The organism is Paenibacillus sp. ACRRX (genome assembly GCF_022346885.1).
GTDB lineage: Bacteria > Bacillota > Bacilli > Paenibacillales > Paenibacillaceae > Paenibacillus_B.
Genome location: NZ_JAKRNK010000007.1, coordinates 149,450 through 172,205, shown reverse-complemented (window position 1 = coordinate 172,205; position 22,756 = coordinate 149,450). Strand labels below are relative to the sequence as shown.

The 22,756-nt window shown below is 45.1% G+C and carries 27 protein-coding genes and 1 tRNA gene; 7 read left to right on the top strand and 21 right to left on the bottom strand.

Annotated features, from left to right (window positions below):
- Positions 1-13 precede the first annotated feature (13 nt).
- The 6 genes from MH117_RS19915 to MH117_RS19890 all read right to left on the bottom strand — a co-directional run bounded on the left by MH117_RS19915 (position 14) and on the right by MH117_RS19890 (position 5,636).
- Complete coding sequence (locus tag MH117_RS19915; protein WP_239331920.1) at positions 14-619, bottom strand: TerD family protein; 606 nt, start codon at positions 617-619, stop codon at positions 14-16.
- 300 nt (positions 620-919) lie between these two features.
- Positions 920-1,834, bottom strand: coding sequence for a TIGR01777 family oxidoreductase (locus MH117_RS19910; protein WP_239331659.1), 915 nt, complete (start codon positions 1,832-1,834; stop codon positions 920-922).
- 210 nt (positions 1,835-2,044) lie between these two features.
- Positions 2,045-2,932, bottom strand: coding sequence for an ADP-ribosylglycohydrolase family protein (locus MH117_RS19905; protein WP_239331657.1), 888 nt, complete (start codon positions 2,930-2,932; stop codon positions 2,045-2,047).
- 79 nt (positions 2,933-3,011) lie between these two features.
- Positions 3,012-4,076, bottom strand: a complete 1,065-nt coding sequence (locus MH117_RS19900; RefSeq protein WP_239331655.1) for an AAA family ATPase — start codon at positions 4,074-4,076, stop codon at positions 3,012-3,014.
- Positions 4,077-4,137: 61 nt separating this feature from the next.
- The gene (gene pnuC / locus MH117_RS19895) at positions 4,138-4,809 is read right to left on the bottom strand and encodes a nicotinamide riboside transporter PnuC (RefSeq protein ID WP_239331653.1); all 672 of its coding nucleotides are present in this window, start codon (positions 4,807-4,809) and stop codon (positions 4,138-4,140) included.
- Between the two features lie 56 nt (positions 4,810-4,865).
- Entirely contained in the window at positions 4,866-5,636 is a 771-nt protein-coding gene (locus MH117_RS19890) for an NUDIX domain-containing protein (protein ID WP_239331651.1), read from the bottom strand.
- A gap of 175 nt (positions 5,637-5,811) precedes the next feature.
- Between MH117_RS19890 and MH117_RS19885 the strand changes: the two genes are divergently transcribed.
- The 3 genes from MH117_RS19885 to MH117_RS19875 all read left to right on the top strand — a co-directional run bounded on the left by MH117_RS19885 (position 5,812) and on the right by MH117_RS19875 (position 8,021).
- Entirely contained in the window at positions 5,812-6,009 is a 198-nt protein-coding gene (locus MH117_RS19885) for a hypothetical protein (protein ID WP_239331649.1), read from the top strand.
- Between the two features lie 312 nt (positions 6,010-6,321).
- A complete protein-coding gene (gene mqnB / locus MH117_RS19880; protein WP_239331647.1) occupies positions 6,322-7,179 on the top strand; it encodes a futalosine hydrolase in 858 nt (285 codons plus the stop codon).
- Complete coding sequence (locus MH117_RS19875) at positions 7,179-8,021, top strand: 1,4-dihydroxy-6-naphtoate synthase (protein WP_239331645.1); 843 nt, start codon at positions 7,179-7,181, stop codon at positions 8,019-8,021. Before mqnB ends, MH117_RS19875 begins: the two co-directional genes overlap by 1 nt.
- Before the next feature lie 142 nt (positions 8,022-8,163).
- Here MH117_RS19875 and MH117_RS19870 read toward each other — a convergent pair whose 3' ends face one another.
- Entirely contained in the window at positions 8,164-8,901 is a 738-nt protein-coding gene (locus tag MH117_RS19870; RefSeq protein ID WP_239331643.1) for an acyl-[acyl-carrier-protein] thioesterase, read from the bottom strand.
- A 120-nt stretch (positions 8,902-9,021) separates the two neighbouring features.
- On the bottom strand, positions 9,022-9,909 hold the full coding sequence (locus MH117_RS19865) for an endonuclease/exonuclease/phosphatase family protein (RefSeq protein ID WP_239331641.1): 888 nt from the start codon (positions 9,907-9,909) through the stop codon (positions 9,022-9,024).
- Positions 9,910-10,437: 528 nt separating this feature from the next.
- On the opposite strand from MH117_RS19865, the gene MH117_RS19860 reads away from it, so the two are divergent.
- Positions 10,438-11,724, top strand: a complete 1,287-nt coding sequence (locus tag MH117_RS19860) for a glycosyl hydrolase family 18 protein (RefSeq protein WP_239331639.1) — start codon at positions 10,438-10,440, stop codon at positions 11,722-11,724.
- Positions 11,725-11,819: 95 nt separating this feature from the next.
- A tRNA-Asp gene (locus tag MH117_RS19855) sits at positions 11,820-11,896 on the top strand.
- Between the two features lie 212 nt (positions 11,897-12,108).
- On the opposite strand, the gene MH117_RS19850 is transcribed toward MH117_RS19855, so the two are convergent.
- A complete protein-coding gene (locus tag MH117_RS19850) occupies positions 12,109-12,930 on the bottom strand; it encodes an arylamine N-acetyltransferase family protein (protein ID WP_239331637.1) in 822 nt (273 codons plus the stop codon).
- 571 nt (positions 12,931-13,501) lie between these two features.
- Between MH117_RS19850 and MH117_RS19845 the strand changes: the two genes are divergently transcribed.
- Entirely contained in the window at positions 13,502-15,112 is a 1,611-nt protein-coding gene (locus MH117_RS19845) for a discoidin domain-containing protein (RefSeq protein ID WP_239331635.1), read from the top strand.
- Between the two features lie 111 nt (positions 15,113-15,223).
- On the opposite strand, the gene MH117_RS19840 is transcribed toward MH117_RS19845, so the two are convergent.
- The 3 genes from MH117_RS19840 to MH117_RS19830 all read right to left on the bottom strand — a co-directional run bounded on the left by MH117_RS19840 (position 15,224) and on the right by MH117_RS19830 (position 16,358).
- Positions 15,224-15,751, bottom strand: a complete 528-nt coding sequence (locus MH117_RS19840) for an NAD(P)H-dependent oxidoreductase (protein ID WP_239331633.1) — start codon at positions 15,749-15,751, stop codon at positions 15,224-15,226.
- A 111-nt stretch (positions 15,752-15,862) separates the two neighbouring features.
- Positions 15,863-16,135: a hypothetical protein gene (locus MH117_RS19835; RefSeq protein ID WP_239331631.1), complete on the bottom strand. Its 273-nt coding sequence runs from the start codon at positions 16,133-16,135 to the stop codon at positions 15,863-15,865.
- Positions 16,116-16,358, bottom strand: coding sequence for a helix-turn-helix transcriptional regulator (locus MH117_RS19830; RefSeq protein ID WP_051286864.1), 243 nt, complete (start codon positions 16,356-16,358; stop codon positions 16,116-16,118). The genes MH117_RS19835 and MH117_RS19830 overlap by 20 nt, the downstream gene beginning before the upstream one ends.
- A gap of 210 nt (positions 16,359-16,568) precedes the next feature.
- Here MH117_RS19830 and MH117_RS19825 point away from each other — a divergent pair, with 210 nt between their 5' ends.
- Positions 16,569-16,943, top strand: coding sequence for a helix-turn-helix domain-containing protein (locus MH117_RS19825; RefSeq protein WP_239331629.1), 375 nt, complete (start codon positions 16,569-16,571; stop codon positions 16,941-16,943).
- 537 nt (positions 16,944-17,480) lie between these two features.
- Here MH117_RS19825 and MH117_RS19820 read toward each other — a convergent pair.
- From MH117_RS19820 to MH117_RS26585, 9 genes are all read right to left on the bottom strand, one after another.
- Positions 17,481-17,864, bottom strand: a complete 384-nt coding sequence (locus MH117_RS19820; protein WP_239331627.1) for a DUF5071 domain-containing protein — start codon at positions 17,862-17,864, stop codon at positions 17,481-17,483.
- A gap of 33 nt (positions 17,865-17,897) precedes the next feature.
- Complete coding sequence (locus tag MH117_RS19815) at positions 17,898-18,386, bottom strand: hypothetical protein (protein WP_239331625.1); 489 nt, start codon at positions 18,384-18,386, stop codon at positions 17,898-17,900.
- Positions 18,387-18,517: 131 nt separating this feature from the next.
- The gene (locus MH117_RS19810) at positions 18,518-18,919 is read right to left on the bottom strand and encodes a RidA family protein (RefSeq protein WP_239331623.1); all 402 of its coding nucleotides are present in this window, start codon (positions 18,917-18,919) and stop codon (positions 18,518-18,520) included.
- 329 nt (positions 18,920-19,248) lie between these two features.
- A complete protein-coding gene (locus tag MH117_RS19805; protein ID WP_239331621.1) occupies positions 19,249-19,674 on the bottom strand; it encodes an NUDIX hydrolase in 426 nt (141 codons plus the stop codon).
- 76 nt (positions 19,675-19,750) lie between these two features.
- Positions 19,751-20,254 carry a hypothetical protein gene (locus tag MH117_RS19800; RefSeq protein WP_239331619.1) on the bottom strand — a complete coding sequence of 168 codons (504 nt, stop codon included), beginning with the start codon at positions 20,252-20,254 and terminating at the stop codon, positions 19,751-19,753.
- 58 nt (positions 20,255-20,312) lie between these two features.
- The gene (locus MH117_RS19795; RefSeq protein WP_239331617.1) at positions 20,313-21,074 is read right to left on the bottom strand and encodes a kanamycin nucleotidyltransferase C-terminal domain-containing protein; all 762 of its coding nucleotides are present in this window, start codon (positions 21,072-21,074) and stop codon (positions 20,313-20,315) included.
- A gap of 36 nt (positions 21,075-21,110) precedes the next feature.
- A complete protein-coding gene (locus MH117_RS19790; protein WP_239331615.1) occupies positions 21,111-21,740 on the bottom strand; it encodes an HAD family hydrolase in 630 nt (209 codons plus the stop codon).
- 142 nt (positions 21,741-21,882) lie between these two features.
- Positions 21,883-22,509, bottom strand: coding sequence for a hypothetical protein (locus MH117_RS19785; protein WP_239331613.1), 627 nt, complete (start codon positions 22,507-22,509; stop codon positions 21,883-21,885).
- A gap of 107 nt (positions 22,510-22,616) precedes the next feature.
- Positions 22,617-22,742: a hypothetical protein gene (locus MH117_RS26585; protein WP_275444742.1), complete on the bottom strand. Its 126-nt coding sequence runs from the start codon at positions 22,740-22,742 to the stop codon at positions 22,617-22,619.
- Positions 22,743-22,756: the final 14 nt, after the last annotated feature.

The window sequence follows — 22,756 nt, the reverse complement described above, 5'->3', positions numbered from 1 at the left end:
TCGCTTCGTTGTTTTAGGTATATCGCGTTGCCAATACATTAATATGAGCAGCATGGGCACCTTCGCCCAATGCATTAAACTTCCATTCGCCGTCATGGCGATAGATTTCACCAACTAGCAGAGCTGTCATACCCGCATAGCTGTCCGTCAAATTAAAGCGAATAAGTTCTTGATTATTGCTTGGGTTGACCACACGGATAAAAGCGGAACGTATCATCCCGAAATCTTGACGACGTGATTCACATTCGTAAATGTTGACACACATCAGAATCTTATCTACGTCGGCAGGCACTTGAGACAAGTCGATCTGAATCTGCTCATCGTCACCGTCACCATCGCCTGTAAGGTTATCACCAGAATGGTGGACAGAACCACAAGGGCTCTTCAGATTATAGAAGCAAACAAGATTGCCTTCCTTCATGAGCTTCCCATTCGCACTTAACATGAGGGCAGAAGCGTCACAATCTACGTTCAGGACTTGTTTTTTCTTCATCCCAAACAGTCCTTTCTGCTCGACCTCGGCTGGATCCCACCCAAGACCTACAACGATGCGCGACAGACCTGCATTACCTTTTGTCAGATCAACCTTCTGACCTTTGACTAATGAAATCGCCAAAATATTTCACCTCCCATATTAGAATTATTATCCACCTTCATCTTGCTAGCATTCTACAATTCTAGTAAGGATTCGACGGATTATTTTGTGATATTTTTCTAGATTTTAATACGAGGCAACCTTAATTATAGTTTCATGTTTTTACCACGTAAAGAAAATTAATACTTTGTAAACATATAAACTCAAATTATGACAAAATACGACTAATAACGATAATATTCATAACATCTTTCTACAAAATAATAAGCCGTGAGCTTCTGCTCACGGCTTTGCCATCTGCTTGATTACACCCTTTTTGTAGAATTATTGTGCTGTAATTTGCCTCAGCGCTTCATCCAGTTTGGTGTACCGGAATGAGAAGCCTTCACGAAGCAAACGCTTCGGTACACAATTGCGGCCGGATAACGCAAGCTCAGGGTCGGCCCGCATAATCAGATAAGCACCAAGTCGGACAAAAGGCGTTGGAGCTGGCGGCTGCCATCCTTTCCCCATAACTTCACGGAGCGTCTTCATGAACTCACGGTTCGATATCGGCTGAACTCCAGTAGCATTATATATGCCCTCTGCTTGCTCTTCCTCAAGCGCATAACGAAACATAGCGTTAAGGTCATGGAGATGGAGCCAACTTATATACTGCCTGCCCGAACCAATCGTACCGCCAAGACCAAAGCGTGCAAGCTGCATTAACGGTTCCAGCGCACCTCCGTCCGGGCCTAAGGCAAAGCCGATACGCAGCATAACCTTGCGTACACCTGGGATGTCTTGCTGAAAAAAGGCTTTCTCCCACTGCTGACACACTTCAACTGAGAAGCCATTCCCGTGCGCAGCATCTTCATCGCATTCACGTTCCGTATTGCCAAAGATCGCAAGTGATCCCGCCTGTACGATCACCTTCGGCTTCACCTTAAGATCACGTACAGCCTCATCGATAACACGTACAGCGTCCAACCGCGAGCGAATAATCTCAGCACGATTTGCCTTCGTATACAGACAATTCACACTTTTTCCCGTAAAATTCACCACACCGTGTGCGCCTTCCAGTTCACGCTCCCAGCCGGATTGTGTCCTGCCATCCCATTTCACATAACGAATGCCGTCTCTTGTTCCCGCTTCTCCTCGCGTCAATATACAGCACTTGTAACCAAGCTCACATAAATAGGTGCCGAGTGCCTGACCCAAAAATCCGCTTCCACCTGCAAGCACGATGCTAGCTGCCATGTTATCCCTCCTTGGCGTGTACTCTTGTTCATGCTAGGACAAACTTACAATAAACTCATAACCCGACTACCTCTATCAACACTTTCCAATGTGCAATGAGGTAGGTAGAAAAGGAAGGGCCAACGACTCCAATTAAAGTGGAAACCGTATCATCCTTCCTAAGTTCCTTTATGAATAGGATAATATTGTTAAATGCATAAATCCATCTTTTTATTTGCAGCCAATCAACCTCAGCATCATTAATTGTTCTGCCAGCTTGTGCAATTGCTGCTTCAACATAATGGCTTTCCGATAACGCTCTGGGATCGCATCGTACCCATAATAGATGCCTGCTAATCCACCCGCAATCGCACCAATTGTGTCTGCATCTCCCCCTCGATTGGCAGCACCCTGCACCACCTCTTCAAATGATGACGAGGATAACAGCAGGAAAATGACCCAATGCATCGTGTCCACTACATATCCTGTCGGTTCGCATAAAGGAGGCTTCAATAAACCATCCTGATCCCGCTCATACTCGGTGCCTGCTATCTCACAAGCAATTGCCTCATGCAACGATTCATTATGGATAAGACGATATGCAATTCGATTGTAAATAACGCAAGCTGCGTCGCAGCGTTCATCGTAGTGAGTCATACACGACTGCATACGGGTAATCCGGCTAACCACTACTGGGTCATCATAAGCAAGCGCAACTGGAAGGCATCTCATCAGCGAGCCATTCCCCCCGCTTCGTCCCAGATCCTGGTCCGCAAGGAAAGCTGCCTCGAACCAATTATTCTCCACCTGCTCCAACACATGCCTAATAATGTTGCCAACATCTTTAGGTTTTGTCTCATACCAGGCGATAAATTGTTCCCCTATTGCTTTCATGGGATCATCAGGCCGCTTCAGAATTCCTTCCGCCACAGCGATCGTCATCATCGTATCGTCTGTCACCTCCCCTGGCTCCAGGCCCCAGACGCCTCCCCCTATAATTTCTGTTAATACTCCGTATGTCTGACTGATGGAAGATGCTGTCATAAACTCAGTCGTCCCGCCTAACGCATCCCCAACAGCAACTCCAAACAAGCCGCCTTTTATACGGTTTATGAGCATGCTTCTCCCTCCTTCCTGCTCTCACAAAATAGGCAAACCTCGCATGACTATCTCATTACTATTCCTGATCACGGCTGTATCAGACTCCGCATCCATTTCCTATCCATTCAGCCAGATTCGCATAACGTCTATATGCAGCCAGCGTCTTTTTTACTGTGCTGACTCGCTGCTCTAACGTCCCTTTAAGCGGAATATAAGAAATATTGCGTAGAATAAGATCGGTCTTTATTTGCTTCTGAAAAACATGACGCTGAACGTCGCCTGAACGATCCCACGTATCGTCGTAGGGAATATCATCCTCACACACAAATACGAGATCGTATCTGGCCGCAGCCTGACTTGCCAGCTCCTCCAGTCTAGGCAGAGCCTTGCCGTGATAATAGCGCGAGAACATATACGTGGTAATGGCATTGGTATCCACCCATAGGAAGTCACGCGCCTCTTGCACCAGCGCTTCTTCACGCTCCAGATGGCCCTCGGCGATCTCCACCAACTGCTCCAGGGTCAGTCTGCGCTCGATCTGATTATTCTCCCAATATTCTCGACCGTATTCAGGCATCCAGATGCTTCCGTACTCTTTTGCCATATGAGCGCTTATTGTTGTCTTGCCTGTCGACGGCGCACCCAGGAAGACGACCTTCGTCACCAGATCACGGTAAACGCAAGGATCAAGATAGGCTTTGCATGCATAGGGCGCTTGCCTCACAGCAGTACCCGAGATGGGATACATCGTCCGTTCTTCGTCTACTCTTCGATCTACAGCGCCAAGCGCAGTGCTCATATGCTCCCCATAGAACTCGCTTGAATAGAAATGTGTCACGGTGCGGCCTGCCAATAAACCAAGTATATATTGTTCCTGCAGCCGCTTAATTTCGGGGGTGTCCCCCATTTGCTGAGGGCCGTCCCAAGCCTCAATCACTTCGATGCTGGGATACAGTTTACGAATCCAGCCTGCCCGGACGGGCAAAGGCACATCAATTGTATCCGGACAATCGTAGATAACTACAATCACGTGCTCCATCTCACGCAAGGCAGTCTCAATCATAAATTGATGGCCTTTATGAAGGGGTGCAAATTTGCCAAGGGTCAAGCCTACCGATGTAATTACACGCTGATTGCAGCTAGTGCCAATTCCATTATTCATATAAAATTTCCTCTCGTTGTAGTAATCAGACAATCATGATGCTAAACCTTAGCAAGCTGGTTTATGGAGAATTGGCTGCCTGCTTCAAGCCAGTTGCCAATCCACTCTGGCGCTTCTCCATGCCGCGCTGCCATTGAAGCAGCCCCGCAATCGCAATCGCCAAGAACACTACATACAGGCAGCCAACCGTAAACAATCCCTTGTACATGTACATCCCAATCGATAACACATCAACAGTGATCCAGAAGTACCAGCTCTCCCATATTTTCTGTGACAGCAAATATTGAGCAGCAAGGCTTAACGTCGCGACAAGCGCATCCAGATAAGGAATTGATGCATCTGTGTAAGTCGCAAGTAAATAGCCCCATGCAACTGTAATACCGACAATGGCAGCAGCCAGCCAAATCCTCCATGTGGACGACATGCGAACAGTCGGACGAACCTTATCTGCTCCTCTACGCGTCAGCCATACAATCCAGCCCTGAACGCTGAAAGCAAAGAAAAAGATTTGCAGCGTCATATCCGCGTACAACTTCGCATCATAAAACATCACGAAGAAGCATGCTACGTTCACTAGGCCTATCGGCCAGCACCAAATATTCTCGCGCGCCGTAAGCCAGACGCTTAACAGCCCTGTAGTAGTAGCCACTATTTCTAAAGTAGAAGAAGACGTCCAATATGCGACCAGCAGCATCCCCATCATTAACCCCGCTAAAGTGATCCCTCGATTCATCCTTAACCCCTCTTTTCAATACTTTCAAAGTGACAATATCAATTCATAAAAAAATTTTACCCGTACAGAGATAACTTTGGTGTCTCACCTGTGAATCGGTACAGCTGCGCTGCCCGTTGGGAATATTGATTTGATTTTAGCAGCTCGCCTCGAGAATCACGCACTTCCTCCAGCACGCCGCTGCGGCTTTTCGTTGATTTCATTTTACGAATGAAATTCGATTCCTCAAACGCAGGCTCCACCGTCTTAATCACTTGGTACAGTTCTGCAAGTGTAAATGATTCTGGCAGGAACTCTTTTGCAATATCAGTTCGCAAAATCTGCTCTCTCACGCGGTCTAATGCCTCTGACATAATCTGCTGATGATCAAATGCCAACTGCATGGAATGAAGAGCCTCCTCCACTGTAAACAGGCCCACATTTGCGGCGTCGTCCGCTGCCTGCCGCTTGCTCAAATAGTCTTCATGCACAAGCGCCACATAAGCGTGGGAAATAATCCAGCCACGAGGATCACGACCAGGCGAGCTGTATACGTTTAAGTACTCCATATGGAGCCCTTCGACACCCGTCTCCTCAAGCAGTTCGCGTCTTGCAGTCTCTGCCATTGATTCCGTATCGCGTGAGAAGCCGCCAGGGAACGCCCACATCCCCTCATAAGGCCATACTTTGCGTTGAATGAGCAGCACCTTCAGCTCTCGCTTCGGCAGTGATTTGGTGCCACGACGCTGTGATTCCGACGTAATCGTAAATATGACAATATCGGCTGGCGCACCATCTGGGGTGCGAAATTTGCGTGGATTGTAATTGTGCTCATTTTCTAGTTCCATCTGTGCCGCTCCTTTTTAGTATCTTTTTGATAATATCAATATGACATTATCAAAAAGAATTGTCAACTTCTTTTTCAGACCTAATGCGCAAATCGAAGTTGCAGGGTAGTCTATCCACTTGCACTCAACGCTATCATCGCATATGATAAGATCAATTCTATTGGAGGTGTATTTTATGAGCAGCAAGACCAAACGCAGCCGCCAGAAGCTGGAGCGAGAGAACAAGCTGAACCCTGAGTTGTCTAGACAAGCATGGCAGCGCAAACCGATGACCCAAGTTGTACCAAATAAGAAAGCCGAACAGCGCCGATCGATGTGCCGAAGCAAATGGCATGACGATGGCGCTGTTGTTATATTTGGACAGACAGCTTGAAACCCATTAGCCAAGCGAGTCGACACGTCTAGCAGCAATTCTCCTTAAACGCTCATTCACCATCCATGCCGCTATTCATATAAATATTTTTACATATAAATTATTATCCCTATCTTTACATATGCCCCCATTAGCGATAAGTTGGAATAAGATAAACTAAGAACTGCTGACCTGGTCACCGCTAAGACGTTATGCCAATCGGAAATGCTAATCCGTTTCGATGGAGACCTCATTCGGATTCTTTCATCAGGCAAGATAAGCTTGGAGAAGTGGCTTTATTAACTTAAGTACATTTGAAGGAGTACTATAGATATGAACATAACAGCTTCTGTATCCCCTACTGATGGGAGCCCTATACAAGAACACAAAGAATTGCAACGGGTACTTGTTGTTACCTCGGTCGCGGCAGAGCGTGACGCCGTACTCCGTGGGTTAAAAGGCTGCGCTAGATTCAACGTCGTCATAGGCGGCGTTGGTTCAGCAGCGGCAGCAGCCAGTACCGCAGCCGTACTGGCTGCTGCCGAGTACGACCTCGTGATTTGCGCCGGAATTGCAGGCGGATTCGTAGGCGTTGCCGAAGTCGGCTCACTGGTTGTAGCCAGTGAAATCGTTGCCGCCGACTTGGGAGCCGAAAGCGGCAATAATGGACATGCCCAAGAGGACGAAGGGAACGTCGGCAATGAAGACGTCAGCAAACATGCGGGCCGTGATGTGGATACGGCCCTAGCTGCGGATATGAGGAAGTCAGAGCGCGGCAGCGCGTATGCAAATCCACACAACGCAGGGCTTGCAGACGTCGACTTCATCAGCTTGGATGAACTGGGCTTCGGGTCGGCAAGAGCTGCAGTGGATGCCCAGACTGCCGCACGGCTCGCAGCAGCATTGGAGGCGGCACGTTTGGCTGTAAGCAGCGGCCCCGTGCTTACATTATCCACAGTAACAGGCACGGCAAGATCCGCTGCCGTTCTCGCCAAACGTGTGCCAGGCGCTGCTGCCGAAGCGATGGAGGGCTATGGCGTAGCCATAGCGGCTCAACAGCGCGGCATCCCGTGCCTGGAGCTGCGCTCGATCTCTAACGCGGTCGGCCCGCGCGATCGCTCTGCATGGCGAATCCCGCAAGCACTGCAAGCGCTCGAAGCCGCAAGTACCGTATTATCGGAGGTGTTATGATGAAGATTGCTTTTTCTCCCTGCCCAAATGATACATTTGTCTTTCACGCTTGGGTACACGGGCTCATTTCAGGTGCCCCTAAGCTGGACGTGCAATATGCGGATATCGACATTACCAATAGTTTGGCTGCTAGCGGTCAAGGACCTGAAGTGCTGAAGATCTCATACGCTGCCCTGCCATGGGTACTGTCAGATTATGCTCTGCTGCCTTGCGGCGGCGCGCTTGGCAGAGGGTGCGGGCCGCTTGTGCTCACACGCAGCAGCTTGACGGATACTAGCGATCCAGGCGTACTCACTGGACGCCGTATCGCAGTGCCAAGCGAACGCTCGACAGCTTACATGCTGTTTCGGCTATGGGCCGCCCAGAACGTTCCAGGCGGTGTTGGCGAGATCGTGGTCATGCCTTTTCACGAGATTATGCCTGCCGTACGCGACGGCTTGATTGATGCAGGGCTGGTTATCCACGAAGCCCGCTTCACTTACCCTTCTTATGGCCTGACATTGTTGGCCGATATGGGCAATTGGTGGGAGGAAGATACGGGGTTGCCCATCCCGCTCGGCGCCATAATTGCCCGCCGTTCTCTGGATCTGGAGGCACTGACCCAATGGACGCGTGCATCCGTGGATTACGCTTGGGCCAATCCTGAGGCATCTCAGCATTATATTTTGCAGCATGCCCAAGAGATGAATGCTGATGTTGCTAAGCAGCACATCCAGCTTTATGTTAATAACTTCACCGCTAACCTTGGGGAGGATGGCTATGGTGCCATCACTTCACTGCTGGGACGAGCTGCGGAGGAAGGACTTGTGCCCGCCTTCGACTTAGCCAAGCTGCGCGTATAAGCAATATGCACCCAAGCTGATTCCTTTCAAAAGAGCTTGGGAAGAAGCTTCAACGGTGCTGAACATAGAAAGACCTTCACCCTCTTGTTAAAAAGAGGAATGAAGGTCCTTTTGCTTGTTGTGAGCAAATTCTAATTTATCGCTAACACTTTAGCGATACCTCGGCATCAAAATATTTTTTCCCCTCGCCAGATCTGCCACTAACAAAGCAGCTGCCGCTGTCTACGCCGCATGAGCGAAACACAGTGATCTCTTCATCCAGCCTCGCCTCCTGATGATACGTGATGCGAAAGCGAGTAATGCCAGCATCCAACCGCTTTACTGTGAGTGCATCCAAACAAACGTCCGCAAACTTCGTATTGTTCATATGACCATTCATATCAATACTGCTCTGGCGGACCTTAAGATCATAAGCATGATCCAGCAAAATATTCGAAGGAATCTCAACTCGTTCTGGTACTTCTCCAACGGAGTCGGACGTATGTGGCTGTACCTCATACGGCAGTGCTGAAGCACGCAATATACGGCGCTTGTTCAAATCGACTAATACCCATACCGTTCTCGCTTGTGCAACCTGCTCTTGATCTGGACCATAGATGCGAAAATCCCGCAGCCACTGCACACCTTTTGAGCCTTTGTGCCAGGTATCCAACTGAATGGTTTCCCCGTACCGCGGCATACGATATATTTCCAGATCCACGGTTGTGAGCATCCATGCCATCCCTCGCTGCATCAGTTCTTCCAATATAATACCAGATTGCGTAATATCGGCATCGCCTGCTCGCTGCATCCATTCCAATAAGGTCGACAATTTGCAATCTTTCTTGTAATCACTATTATCCGAGTGTATATAATGCTTCTCGCTCCAACATTGTGTCATAAGCTCTTCGTTCTCCTCCGAGTCGTTAATTGCCTGATCATTTAAGCTGAAGGCAAGTCCTATACATTACTTATCATAATGCATCTCAGAGCAAAGCGCACAATCCGAACGTTAACGCACTTACCTCCATATTATATCCGCTACAATTGGAAAGTGATCAGAAGGAAACTGACCTGCATGATGATCCCCAATGATGCCATAGCACCGGACATTTACCTGCTCATCGACAAATATAAAGTCAATTGGCGAGTCAAACTCTAGACCTTGCGATTGTTCGTCCTTGCGATGTTCAGGAAATAACTGCATTGCCACCTCGTCTGTATCGAACCCGTGAAACGTAAAGGACGGGCCAAAATGCTTGTAGTAAGCTGCTTCCGCTGCATCTTTCAAATGCAAGTCGTCCTCGCCTGTTTTGCCGCATAAAATAGGATAGGCTGTCGAGTTAGACGTAAAATTGAAATCTCCAGTGACGATAACAGGGTACGCACCAGCCAAATGCGCTGCACGTTCACGCAGCAGATAAGCGCTCTGTTCCACCGCCAATGTCCCCACATGATCGAAATGGGTATTTAAATGGACAAATTCCGTATCTGTTCGACGATCTCGCAGTTTCACCCAGGTTGTCACCCGCGTACAGGCTGCATCCCATCCCATCGAGCCGGCTTGGTCTGGCTGTTCTGATAACCAAAACGAGCCGCTCACCAGTGCGTCAAAGCGCTGCTTAAGATACAGGATGCTAACAAATTCCCCTTGTCTCACTCCATCTTCCCTGCCAACCCCCACAAATGCATACTCTGGCAGTAATTCCTGTAGATCCTCCACTTGATTAACTAGCACTTCCTGCAAACCCGCAATATCTGGACGATGAAATCGAATCAGTCCTGCAACCATCTTTGCCCGTGATCCCCAACCATTCACATGGTAGTCCTCCGATTGTCCATTACGGATATTAAATGACATCACTCTCATCTCATGATCCATCTCATACATGGTTTCGTGCTGCTTCATGAAGCTCACTCCATTCCGGTCAGGTTGTATTCCGATATCTACTCTTACCGTGCTCTAGAAGAGCTGACACCGGGAATGTTCATGCTGCAAAAGAGGCTCAAGCAGCAGCTTGCTATCCACTCTATGAGTCTCTCAATTTAATTATCTAAGGCAACATTAGAACAGTTTCTGCTTCAAATCAAGCCGAAATATATGCTCATGGTCGTGAGCATTACACATACGCTTTGCTATGGAGCTTAATCCTTGCCGTCTTACTCCTTGTTAACAACATACTCCTTAAGTTCAAACTCATGGGGGTGTACTTTTTGCTTATTTAGCCATCTATAACACACTCTTTTTACCGCATCTCTGATATAACCAATAAGGTGCAAAAGCTCTGCTTTAGTCCAACACCTGTTTTAACTTTGTCTTCTACAGACATTACAGACATTCACCTATCAACTACTGGGTGCATAGCCTAATTAAAATTAGGTGCTGCATTGCTATACGAATCCGTCAATTTCTTCAAAAGAGAAAAGGAGACCGATCATGCAAATTCATGTTGTACAGCAAGGTCAATCGCTTTATAACTTGTCCCAAACTTATAGTATTCCGGTAGATGACATCACTGATGCCAATGGCATGACAGTAAATCAATCGCTCATCATCGGTCAAGCTCTATTGATCCCTATTGTCGGTCAATACTACTGGGTTCAGCAGGGAGATACTTTAAACGATATAGCGCAGAAATATAACACTACGGCACAAGAACTGGCGTCCATCAACAACATTAAGATCAATAAACCGCTTACCGTAAGCCAACGCCTCTACATCCCTCCTGCCAAGCGCTCACGGGCTGAGGTTAACGCCTACATCGAACCACGAGGCCGCGTCGTCTCGAAAAATCTAACAGATGCAGCGAGGGAAGCAGCTCCGCACCTAACTTATCTTGCCCCGTTCAGCTTTCGAATCCAGCGGGATGCCACTTTGCAAGCTCCGCCGCTTGATCAATTGCCCGCCATTGCCGAGCGCAGCAAAGTCACACTTATGATGGTTGTAACCAATCTGGAGAAGGATCAGTTCAGCGCTGAACTCGGTGAACTAATCCTGAACAGCGACCAGTTGCAGAATAAGCTGCTCGACAACATTATCCGGACGGCAAAGGAATTACACTTTAACGATATTCATTTTGATATTGAGCATTTGCGTCCAGAGGACCGAGAATCCTATAATCGCTTTTTGCGCAAGGCGTCCAAACGAGTTCACGACGAGGGCTTTCTCATGTCTACAGCACTCGCACCAAAAACAAGTGCTTCCCAGACTGGCGAATGGTATACGGCTCATGATTACAAAGTACATGGCGAAGTAGCCGACTTTGTCGTGATTATGACCTACGAATGGGGCTACAGCGGCGGACCGCCGATGCCTGTCTCGCCGATTGGTCCCGTACGGAACGTACTGGAATACGCGAAGACCGAAATACCAGCCTCCAAAATTATGATGGGACAGAACCTGTACGGCTACGATTGGACACTTCCGTTTGTGCAGGGCGGCCCTTATGCACGTGCTTTAAGTCCGGTAGCCGCTACTGACTTGGCCAGACGACGCCGCGCTGCCATCCAATATGATACGGAGGCACAAGCACCCTATTTCCGCTACTGGGATGACAACCGGAAGGAACATATCGTATGGTTCGAAGATGCCCGCTCAATTCAGGCCAAATTTGATCTGTTAAAAGAACTAGGTATACGAGGCATCAGCTACTGGAAGCTTGGGCTTGATTTCCCACAGAATTGGCTGCTGATCGACGAAAATTTCGAGGTAGTGAAGCGATAAAGGATCAAGACACAGCTATATCCTGATCGGCTAAAAAGAGGCTTGTCACACAAACACTCTATATGATAATATATTAAATGTCATTAAATTGTTGTGGAGCTGTGGTGTAGAGGCCTAACATGCCTGCCTGTCACGCAGGAGACCGCGGGTTCGAATCCCGTCAGCTCCGCCATTTTACCTGATCATCGTAACATCATTCTATAAGCTGCAAATACAAGCAGAGGAGCTAATCCTCTGCTTTTTGGTATGCTCAGGCAGATGGATCGGAATATAGTATTCAAACTCACGGCCTGCATGCTGGACATAGTGGCCTGCATATGACCGCTCGCTTTGCAGCTCCTGCATATTTATTCTCGGAATTTGCAATAAACGCAACCTACTCCGCTATCGACGCTGCGCATTTAAGGGAATCATCCGGTTCTGTGCCTGCTCGATTCCGAAATAGGTAAGCAGCGCCTCATCATATGCCTTCTGTGTCTGCGGGACAAAACTAGTTACCTCATCCCCTATGTAAATGCGGAATTCATCTCCAGATACAGTATGACGTCCTTCTCGAGTCCGTATTGCCAGTATTAAGTTCTGGGTAAATTTCGATTCTGGCGCATGTTCACACCAATATGTAGCCATTGCATAATCGCTGGGCAACTGCGGTTCTTTCGTAAATGAATATAGCCAGTTCCACTCGTCCTGCTTCCGCCCACACAATACCCAACCAAACTGGGGGTCGATTAGCACACGATAGCACTCCTTACCCTGTGCTTGCACCAGCCCTTCTTGCAGCAAGATCGGCCTGCATGGTGTGCCTCCCCCGCCTCCAACATCACACAAGTATTGTACAGTTCCAATTGTAACCTGCAGCACATGATGGCTACGCATAGGGGGTGGATAAGAATCCCCCCGCCAAAAACGGGCTATTAAATCCGTTACAGAGAAACCAAGCTCCCGCAGCAACCATCCAAATAACGCATTTAATTCAAAGCAATAACCGCCCCTGCGCCTGTGCACAACCTTATCAATAAGATCGGGGACTTCTAACGATAGCGGGATACGCTCGATAATATCCAGGTTCTCAAAAGGTACAGTATGGAGATGACACTCCTGTAATCTGGCTAATGTCTCCACACTTGGACGCAGCTCTCCGTCATAGCCAATGCGACTTAAATAAGCTAGCGCATCTGCCTGCAGCCTATGGCTCTGAATTTCCATACCGATCCCCCTTTACTCTTGCTCAACTCCTATAGATAGTCCGCAATTTCACCATCATCATAACAGTTCTAACATCTACCAACAAGCTAGAATGAAGCAGAGGAGTCAAGCATCAGACTGGAAGCATTCAGCCCCTAACTACCTTATATTTTTACAATAGTTGACATTTAACTTCAACAAATGATATAAACGATATAACTATAAACAGCACATACTTAACCTACTATACTTTCTACATATGTATACGCTTGCATATTTTTCTTACATCTCATCAATGATTTACTTTGTACTATAAATTTAACGCTATAGAGCCCCATCACCTTCAATTTTTAAAGCGCTTAACTTAAAGATATTTACTCATTGCACAATTAGAGCTTTTATCGTATGCATACTATTTAACTTTAAGAGTCTTACCCCACTAGGCATTGATCTTATCTTCGCCTCTCACCTGAGAACTTCAAACGATCAAATTGAACATCCTATCGCACATGATCGAAAAAGCCAACGCACTAGAAAACGACTAGGCACACCTTGAGTTTATGTCTCCACTAACAAAAAGGGGGTATGACACATGTATCGGTTTGACAATTATTTTAATCGGCACTACTTAAATTGCAGGAAGCTCCAGCTCTTATACTCCATGCTTCAAAAAGGGATTCAAGTTGATTATATGTTCTATAACGTCTACGAGGATAGTGCGACAGTGTATGAAGAAGCTGTACTTAACAAAACAACGCGACCTCAGTATCCCAGCTTGCTGATGAGCGAGACGGAACATTTTGGCAAGGTGTACGTGTATGATGCCTTCGATACTTTTGACGAGGCCTTCGACCATGTTCGCCGCTTATTGTCTGAACAGAAAGATGTATTTGTGTGGACTAAAGGCAAGTATTTGCCCCATGTTGAACGTACAACTATCCCACCTGAAGGGAGCCATTCCTTCACTATAACCTCCTACAATGAACAGGAGGATACGTTTCACATCCATGATGAAGAATATGAAGCCGATTACAAGCGCGCTATTATTGCGACAGCCTACGAAGGAGCACTCCCTCAGATTCGTAGCATTGCTTATCTGGATCTGGAACAGATCGTATTTGATGACTCGTGTATCAAGCTGTTCCATGAAGCGATGAAGCAGCATATGGCACAGATTGATAGCAGCTTTCCACTCTACCCGGCTATTCAACAGCTGCTGCAGGGGAATTTGATGCATTTTGCCGACATGCAAGAGGCCTGTACCCATGTAGTTGAAGCGTTATCCATTCTTTCTGGGTCCAGGATTCTATTTTCCAAATACATTAAAATTATGAATTACCCTGAACCGCTGGCTGAGGCATATTCGTATGTGTCTGATCGGATCGAACTGTGTAAATATATGATTTTGGCGTCCATCATGTCTCGGCAGATTAATCCGCAGCTAGCTTTAGAAATTGAGAAGCTCCAAACTATTGAACAACATGTACTTGCTGTGACAAAGGAGATTATAATCAACGGTGCTGCGGAACACGTATACGACGAGTTCATCATACCGACAAGTATCTCCCAAGTCGAGTACAGTCCGTCAGACAACAAGCTGAATCTATCTTGGGATGAGCCGCAGCAGAACCTGTGGGCCGCCTCCTATCACTGCTATCAGCACACGAAATTTTTGGGAAAGACAACATCACCGCAGATTCAATTGTCCAACTACGATTCCCGTTCACCGTATGGCATCACTTTAAAGGTTGTTGATGCTTTTGGCCGCCCAGTAAAGGATACTTATCACCCTATCACGCTGCAGGAAACCAAAGCCTTATTGATTGACAAAGCATTGTACAAGACCGTCTCCGCCTCCTCCGAAGAAACGCATGAAAATGTGCGGCAAAATGTGGTGGACGGAAATCCTTATACTCGCTGGAGTAGCGAGCGAACGGATCAGGAGTGGATCTGCATAGATCTAGAAGAACAGACGCTCATCACAAGAGTCCGTCTCCACTGGGAGTCCGCTCATGCCAAAGCCTACAAGCTGCAAATATCGGATAATGCAACGCACTGGACAGATATTTATGAGACATCATCCAGTCTCGGCGGTATTGAAATTGTTGACGGATTAAACATACAAGGTCGGTATATTCGGATGCAAGGAATCGAACGAGCGAGCATTTGGGGTTATTCTTTGTGGGCATTTAACGTGTATTAACTTGAAGTATTTTCTCTTGTTCGTAATTACTATTCAGGCATTTAATAGCAGGGCAGGTCGGGTTTCAGCCGGCCTGCCTGCTTGTATCCCCCTGCGAGCATACCCTTGGATTTATATCACCGGAGCCAAAATATGCTTCGCATATTGTTCTGCGCTGAGCCGTACATCCTGCGCAGACGCCTCGTGTGTCCCATAAAACACATATGCCGGTAAATAAGTCGTTCCAATCAGATTGCTTGTTGCTTGGAAGGGTCTTAACAATTCACTCATCGTGAAATGATTTGCGCCGCCTGCGCGGTATTTCTCCTCTACACTTCCAGCCGATACCGCCAGCATAAGCTCCTTATTATGCAGCTTGTCCCCTCCTGAGCCATATGCCCAACCGTATGTCAGCACTTGGTCCTGCCACTTCTTCAATAGGGGCGGCGAGCTGTACCAATAGAATGGGAATTGCATGACGATACGATCATGCTGCTCACATAGACGTTGTTCACGCTCGACGTCAATTAGCTCATTGGGATAACTTGTATAGAGATCATGTACCGTTACATTGGCATGCGTGCGCAGTTCTTCGATCCAAGCTCGGTTCATAACGGAGCTCTCCAGATCAGGATGAGCAACTATGACTAATACTTTCATCAGTGATGTCCTCCATATAAGTTTTTTAACTTCCTATTTATTTTATAGTATAGCACAAATTAATAGTATGTAAGATTAATAAATAGCTCTATCCTGTACACGCATCGCCGATTACATCTCCGACTTCATGGCAAAGGCCAGCATCTTTGCGCCATCCTGCAGACCGCGTGCATACAGCCACTCTTTCTGAATCTGTGACATAAGGAGCTGTAATTGTATAAAGTCCTTCATCAACTGCTCATGTTCCGATTCAAGTGCCGCCATTAAGCGACGCTCCCACTGCTCAGACTGTACCTTCATACGTTGGATATCACTTAGCTGCTCTGCTTGGTCCATCAATTGACTCATACGTTCTGTCCAGACCTTACCCATCCAATCCGTCATTCTTGCAGCCCCTTTGCTCCGAATTGTCCCTATTCTCATCCTCATAGAACAATGCATCAACAGACATGCCGTAATGATTAGCAATCCGTTTTGCCACAGCGAGTGATGGTGTACGGGTTCCTCGCTCGATCGCTCCCAGCATCTGCCGCGTAATTCCAATCTGAGTTGCGACTTGGTCCAAAGTCTGTTTCCCTCTAAGCTGGATCAGCCTTATCCTTCTCATACCTGTCACCTCATATATGGAAGCAGTAGCAAGTCTTTGTAACTCTCCTTCTCCTACTATATTAGACACATTGTGTGTCAGTCAATTAAATGTGAAACTTTTAGTCAAAATAATTGGTAAGGAAACTCTTAGTTTCCTATAATGAAGTCATCTCTCCGGTTACGTAACTGTTACTGGAACGACATTAGAATCCTAGTAGAGGTGATTCCTTTGTTTGGACGACGGCTTGCGGAATTAAGAGGTATGAAAGGCATCACCCAACAGGAATTAGCCGATCGGCTCCACCTATCCCGTGCCCAAGTCTCGAATTACGAGCAGGGCTCGCGCGAACCCGACTTTGCAACCCTGGTCTTATTTGCCGATTTCTTCGAAGTGAGTGTGGACGATATGTTGGGCCGCAAGTTCCCACCCTCGCCTGGAACCTACATTCAGCTTGATCCAAGGCTGCGCAACTCCGCTTTCTTCGGCATCCATAAGGAGGAGCTATCGGACGATGAAGCCGATCTGCTGAAAGGAACCTTAAAGGTATATCGCGAGGTGAAGTTGAAGCATGGCGACAAGAGCAGCACAACACCAGCTTCATAATACGAAATAAACCCACAGCATAATTGTCCATATTAGATAGCGCTGGAATCATCGCGTATCTGGAACAAGCTGTGGGTCTTTTTGTGTACCAACATCAACATTGAAGTCAACATACTCTACTGTAGTATAACTAAGAACGATTTGAGGAACGTAATTATTAGTAGCATCATAGGCTTGGATTACACTCCAGCCCACCCCAATTAGAATTATGAGGATAGAAATAATGAAGGTTCGACTAATATGAGTATTTTAAGTTTCATTTCGGCTCACCTGTTTCCTAGTCTAGTTACGTAGAACTATAGAGATGGAATCAGCCTATATTGATCATTTATTGATTCCTTTGAATGTAAATATCTAGCGCCTTAATCCCTCTTCGGGCAAATTTAATGAGCAATATCAATACATATAAGGATATTCCAATTACGGCCAGCCACAGACATTGGATTATGATTAGTTCAAATGAAAAGCTCACGGGTTAACCTCGCTTTCTCTTTCTCTTATTAATAAATGTTTATGGTGCTTACATCCTATTTTTTATCAAAAAACGAATATCCTCTTTGCTGTCTCGTTTACTTCTTCGAGTAACTCTCCTTGAGTGGGGTCTGTAACTATCCTTGTAACTTCATTCTTAAATTGGGATATATAGAGTTCCGGGAGCTTTTGAACAAAGTAGAGCAAGCACCCGTTTTTCCAAATATCATCCTTTGAGTTTAGAACTGCTTTGATGTGAGGTATTGTTTCTTCGGGGTATTTAAGCAGCAGCTTGGCTACATCCGAAGCTATAGGCCAATTGATATCTTGCAGCCACTCTACTAGTCGGGGAATTAGCGGTACGATTATAGGCGGATCCAGATGAAATAATTCATTTACGCTCTCAAAGTCGTGCTTATCTCTTGGCAAATATTTGGGTTTATGCTCCATAAAGACCTCTTTGTTGATGATTTAAGTCATACGCTAACTTTTACTTAAAAATATAGTTACCTCTTGCAATTCACCCTGATTGTCCAAATGTCTCAAGGTCTTTTCCACGGCTTCCTTTTCCATAGACTTCATAATAACTAAATGCTTAATATTTATCCCTGGAGGATCAATTATTTCATTGTTAAAATACTCGATAAGTTTTTCCGGGGTTGTTAGGAGACACCAACGTTTAGATCCATCTTTAAACATTATCGTTACTTCTATAAAATATTCTGTATCCGTATCGTCATCAAATTGCCATTCTTCCATCATTAATATCATCTCATCTTCTCTTGAAAAATAGGAAGCAGGAATCCATACTCTTCTCCCCTGATCCCCAACGATCCTATATTTCTCTGCGTCTTCATCGACTACTTCGTATGAGTTCCCTCTTGTTAATGCATGCTCATACACGCCGATGCTATTACACTTAACCATACGGGCACCCATAGATTCATTCCCATCACGTATTGATTGTACCAATGAAATTCATCCTTTTTGTACATAAATAATCCCCTCCGTTAAACAGTCATTACACTCATTAGATCATGAGCTTTTTTTCCGTATAACAAGAGGGGATATGTTCATATCAAGTCGTCACTTTGAGCTTACCATCATCCAGCTGCCCAAACATCTAATTCTATTTTCAACTCTGGAAGACCCAGTCCTTTAACATAAGCTATCGTCATTGAAGGAGGAGTATTCCCGAATACATGATTCCAAATCTCATAGAAATGATTCCAATCTATTTCTTCTGTGGCCCAGATGTTGATTTTAGTTACATGATCAGGAGTAAGATGCTGAGAAGCAAGTACCTCAACAATATTGCTCATGGTGTTGGTTACTTGTTGATTAAAGTCTGTAGAAATATGATTGTTTGGATCGATGCCGATTTGACCAGAAAATACATATATATCAGCATTTCTACTTATTTTGGTTACATGACTATAGTTTCCAACAGGTTTTGCTATCTGTTCTGGATTAGATCTTTGAATTACATGATTAGTTAAGTTCATGATTCGTAATTTCTCCTTTTAAATAGGACATATATCATCTATAGATGGTTATATATGCGCACTGTTTTTATTTTCTCTGGATTTAGACAGACCTATCCCGTCCATATCAATTCTAGAAAAAAACAGCAGTAGAATACCCAATACCAAAGGATAAATATTGAATCGACCGCTTTTTCATTAGGTATTCCCTCCTTCATATTTAAAAGTAAGATGGCTTTACAGTAGAACATGACTATTATAACATCAAAAATATGTATTTAGTAATATACGAAATGGGTTTCCGTTATCTGTGTCATGTTGAGTTTGATCGATGATGAGAATCGATGCCTCTAGACTACTCCTTGATCAGAGTACGTGATCTCTCTCTCCTGACTAATCAACCCGTATAGTCCTTCTTTATAATATGGAAGCAGCTTATCTGCTTCTTGAATCGCCACCCATTGTATCTCGACAATTTCCTCTGGTCTAACGACCGTTTCAACACCGCCAATGATCTCCCCGCGGAAAGTAATAAATAGTGCATGCTCATGGTTTCGTGCTATCTTTGCCTCATTGACAGCAACAATCCCAAAAACTCGTATATCATATCCTGTTTCTTCTTTCGCCTCACGAACTGCTGCGGCTTCAAGTGATTCCATATCCTCAACTCCACCGCCAGGAAGTGTCCATCCCCCATTATCCTTGTTCTTTACCATTAAGATCTTCGTCTTCGATTCATCCGTTATTAATGCATATACAACATTCACACGTTTCATAGTTTACCTGCTTTCTGTATCATTTCTTCTGCCGATATAAATCAGTTATTGTTCTGAATAAGATTTTCCTGCACCGCTACTCCCCTCCACGATATGCATATAAATGATCAAGTTTATTGCCATAAAGCACTTCGACGCCAGCCTTATTGTTTTCTATCCAAGCATCAATATCCTGTACCATTGGATGGTCAGTTACTAGATGGCGCCGATAAAAAAAGAGCGATTTAGACCATATCACATCACCTTGTGTAGTGATCAATCTTACCCGCTCTAGATCCTCTGCTAAGTTGTCAATTTGCTCGGAACCTAATATGTGTACTTTTAATCCGTTTATATAAAAATGGTAATGCACAAAGCTATGATACGAAATGTCTGATGGTTGATACTTCTGGAACAGATCATAGGATTTAGTAAAGCAATCCCACTGCACCATGATATCTAAATCGTCCATATCAATCTCCATCCCATGCACGAATAGTGAAGTGGATGCATCATAACTGTAGCTTATATCATTGATGTCTAATTCTTTGGATATAATCTTTATTAAATCCCACCATCCAAAGTTCACTTGATTATCCATGTTTCATTTACCCTCCTATTTGAGCCCAGTCGGGTTCAGTCCTTCATTGGTCCAATTCCTAAAAAGGCAGCTCATCTGATTTATATTTGATTCCCAGCCGTTCGAACCACTCATTTAAGCCACTCCATAATCGTTCGCACAATACATATACCTTTTCCTTATCCGCTTCATTTCCCTCCAGAACACACATAACTAATTCTTCATATCCTGCTGGCTTGTCCTTCATAGCTAATGAATCCTGAAAAGTCTTTGCTCTAGTACGAAAATATTGCTTGTTCGCCAGTCCAATTAACTTGGCCGTCTGCCAACTTAAATCCTTTGCGCCTATAGCCAAATACCCAACGTTCCCATTCTCCCAGTTGTTTCTGATCTTCCCCATCGTTTCATACGATTCCCATATCATAAATTGCTTCATGACCTCTCGTAATTCGACTTCTGGCACTTGCAGAGGAAGAAGCTTAAGTTCTTCAAAGATGTGATGAGGATCGTATAGAGATAATACGTGGATAAATACTCCCGCTTTAATAGGCCACATGTCATCAACCTGCTTGGCTTTGATATAAGCCTCATCCAAGGTTGCTGTACTGATTTCGATCTTGAATTTATCATATATGAACTCATAGCTATCAAGACGAATGGAGTTCTGGGTGATCACATGCATTTCAATATCCGAATAATGCCCATCTGTTCCTTGCCCAATTGAGCCGTACACACCGATGGCCATAATCGCGTGCTTATGCTTGGCAAGCAACCGATTTTTTAATACCTCTATCATCGCTAACTTTTCTTCCCTTGTCGTACAAACAGGGTATACAACCATAGAAAAATCCCCCCTTATATCTCTATTAATTCATATCTAGCGGGTCTTATTCAGCAGATTCAAAATATCTTGAGGTTGCTCTAATCTATAAGCTGCGTCAATGCCCACCTGATTTTTGCATCCCCATAAAGCAAGCCCAAAATCGATGCCCGCATCGCGTGCGCATTCATAATCATAAATCGTATCTCCGATATAAATGGCACGTTTCGGGTCAGCCCCAGATACTTGAATGAACTTTAACAAGGGTTCTGGATGTGGCTTATGCTTACTTGTATCATCCGCGCACACAGCGTAGGATAAATAATCCATTAGACCAAACGGTACAAAATCATCCTGCAGTTCCTGCTTTGTCTTAGAAGTAACGATCCCTTGGGGGACACGTCGATTGTGCAGCTTTGTAATTACATCCAACATGCCATCGAATACTTTAATAGAAGCATAAAAATCCTTCATATATTCATTCCATCGTTCGTTTGCTTTATCGATATCCTTAATTCCCAATTGCGGTAAAGCGGAGGAACCTGGAATACCCAGTACGAATAAGAGATCTTCTCGCTCATACGATTGACTATAATCCGTCAGCAGCATCTTCTGCAGAGAGCCAAGTACTGCCTGCTCCGTATCAATCAAGGTTCCGTCTACATCATAAATAATCGTATCGTACATGAATATCGCTCCTTATTTATATATCTAAACCCTTGAAAAGAAATATATCCCATTATTTCAAAAATTCAATTCTATCTAGTTCTTTCAACGCGTATTCTAACGTAGTCTGCTTTTTCCTCGAATTCTCTGTAATTCTCTGAGCTTAATCCTCAAAACGCAGCGTGAAAATGATCGCCTGTTCGAGTCTGCTTAAAGATTCCGGCGTGAAGTCCGCCGTACGAATTTGATTAGTGCTCGTAGCATGCATCCCCCATAAATAAACAGGTTCTTTAGCAATAAAGGTAAGCTTTTCATTGTGTTCGATCAATCCTTGAGCAGTCAGCCCTTTATTCCAAGGAGTAGTAAAGGTAACAAGACTATGTCCTGAATCCTGCACAGTATTGACTTTAATCTTGATATTATCGTCCTTCCCCTCAAAAAAGGAAGCGATATCAACTGAAATCATGATTTCAACTTCTGGACTTGCTTGTTCGTCCCAACTGAAGAACAAATCGCCGATGGAGCCAGATGAAGCTACCTTTTTTCCATTTTTCCAAATATCAATATCCAGCTTAGCATTTGGTTTATTTCCTTCATACCGTAATTTAAATGCTCCGGACATCGCACCAAGGAAAGGTTGAAACTTTGCATGGTCACCTTTAAACAAGTCAACGGGTGTCAGTGTAATTTTAGTAGATTCATTCTTGTTTTTAGTGACATCGCTATTTGGCTCTGCTGTACATCCTGTTAAGGATATCAATACGATCAGCACGCACACTATTAATCGCACAATTACACCTCCTATTGAAATATTTTACAACAAAGCATCTGCATACTCCACTAATCTAATTGTTAGTTCCAATAGAAAAATGGAACTGCTGCACCGCAAGCTCCTTTTTAATGTCCCTCTTTTTTTAATACTTGGGCAGCAGCAATGACGACTGATTGTTCATTACACTTCTTTACAAGCAAACGACATCGCTCAATAAAGTGAGCGATGTCGGCTTTAAACTTAATGGCCAAACTCCTTGTTGAGT

What these genes read in the sequence shown, in the direction of transcription:
- MH117_RS19840 (WP_239331633.1), bottom strand. Translation starts at nt 15,751, where the DNA reads ATGAAAGTATTAGTCATAGTTGCTCATCCTGATCTGGAGAGCTCCGTT.
- MH117_RS19800 (WP_239331619.1), bottom strand. Translation starts at nt 20,254, where the DNA reads ATGGATAATCAAGTGAACTTTGGATGGTGGGATTTAATAAAGATTATA.
- mqnB (WP_239331647.1), top strand. Translation starts at nt 6,322, where the DNA reads ATGAACATAACAGCTTCTGTATCCCCTACTGATGGGAGCCCTATACAA.
- MH117_RS19810 (WP_239331623.1), bottom strand. Translation starts at nt 18,919, where the DNA reads ATGAACTTAACTAATCATGTAATTCAAAGATCTAATCCAGAACAGATA.
- MH117_RS19820 (WP_239331627.1), bottom strand. Translation starts at nt 17,864, where the DNA reads ATGGAGCATAAACCCAAATATTTGCCAAGAGATAAGCACGACTTTGAG.
- MH117_RS19910 (WP_239331659.1), bottom strand. Translation starts at nt 1,834, where the DNA reads ATGGCAGCTAGCATCGTGCTTGCAGGTGGAAGCGGATTTTTGGGTCAG.
- MH117_RS19795 (WP_239331617.1), bottom strand. Translation starts at nt 21,074, where the DNA reads ATGGTTGTATACCCTGTTTGTACGACAAGGGAAGAAAAGTTAGCGATG.
- MH117_RS19865 (WP_239331641.1), bottom strand. Translation starts at nt 9,909, where the DNA reads ATGAAGCAGCACGAAACCATGTATGAGATGGATCATGAGATGAGAGTG.
- MH117_RS19805 (WP_239331621.1), bottom strand. Translation starts at nt 19,674, where the DNA reads ATGAAACGTGTGAATGTTGTATATGCATTAATAACGGATGAATCGAAG.
- MH117_RS19845 (WP_239331635.1), top strand. Translation starts at nt 13,502, where the DNA reads ATGTATCGGTTTGACAATTATTTTAATCGGCACTACTTAAATTGCAGG.
- MH117_RS19905 (WP_239331657.1), bottom strand. Translation starts at nt 2,932, where the DNA reads ATGCTCATAAACCGTATAAAAGGCGGCTTGTTTGGAGTTGCTGTTGGG.
- MH117_RS19850 (WP_239331637.1), bottom strand. Translation starts at nt 12,930, where the DNA reads ATGGAAATTCAGAGCCATAGGCTGCAGGCAGATGCGCTAGCTTATTTA.
- MH117_RS19885 (WP_239331649.1), top strand. Translation starts at nt 5,812, where the DNA reads ATGAGCAGCAAGACCAAACGCAGCCGCCAGAAGCTGGAGCGAGAGAAC.
- MH117_RS19835 (WP_239331631.1), bottom strand. Translation starts at nt 16,135, where the DNA reads ATGACGGATTGGATGGGTAAGGTCTGGACAGAACGTATGAGTCAATTG.
- MH117_RS19790 (WP_239331615.1), bottom strand. Translation starts at nt 21,740, where the DNA reads ATGTACGATACGATTATTTATGATGTAGACGGAACCTTGATTGATACG.
- MH117_RS19875 (WP_239331645.1), top strand. Translation starts at nt 7,179, where the DNA reads ATGAAGATTGCTTTTTCTCCCTGCCCAAATGATACATTTGTCTTTCAC.
- pnuC (WP_239331653.1), bottom strand. Translation starts at nt 4,809, where the DNA reads ATGAATCGAGGGATCACTTTAGCGGGGTTAATGATGGGGATGCTGCTG.
- MH117_RS19830 (WP_051286864.1), bottom strand. Translation starts at nt 16,358, where the DNA reads ATGAGAAGGATAAGGCTGATCCAGCTTAGAGGGAAACAGACTTTGGAC.
- MH117_RS19890 (WP_239331651.1), bottom strand. Translation starts at nt 5,636, where the DNA reads ATGGAACTAGAAAATGAGCACAATTACAATCCACGCAAATTTCGCACC.
- MH117_RS19900 (WP_239331655.1), bottom strand. Translation starts at nt 4,076, where the DNA reads ATGAATAATGGAATTGGCACTAGCTGCAATCAGCGTGTAATTACATCG.
- MH117_RS19860 (WP_239331639.1), top strand. Translation starts at nt 10,438, where the DNA reads ATGCAAATTCATGTTGTACAGCAAGGTCAATCGCTTTATAACTTGTCC.
- MH117_RS19870 (WP_239331643.1), bottom strand. Translation starts at nt 8,901, where the DNA reads ATGACACAATGTTGGAGCGAGAAGCATTATATACACTCGGATAATAGT.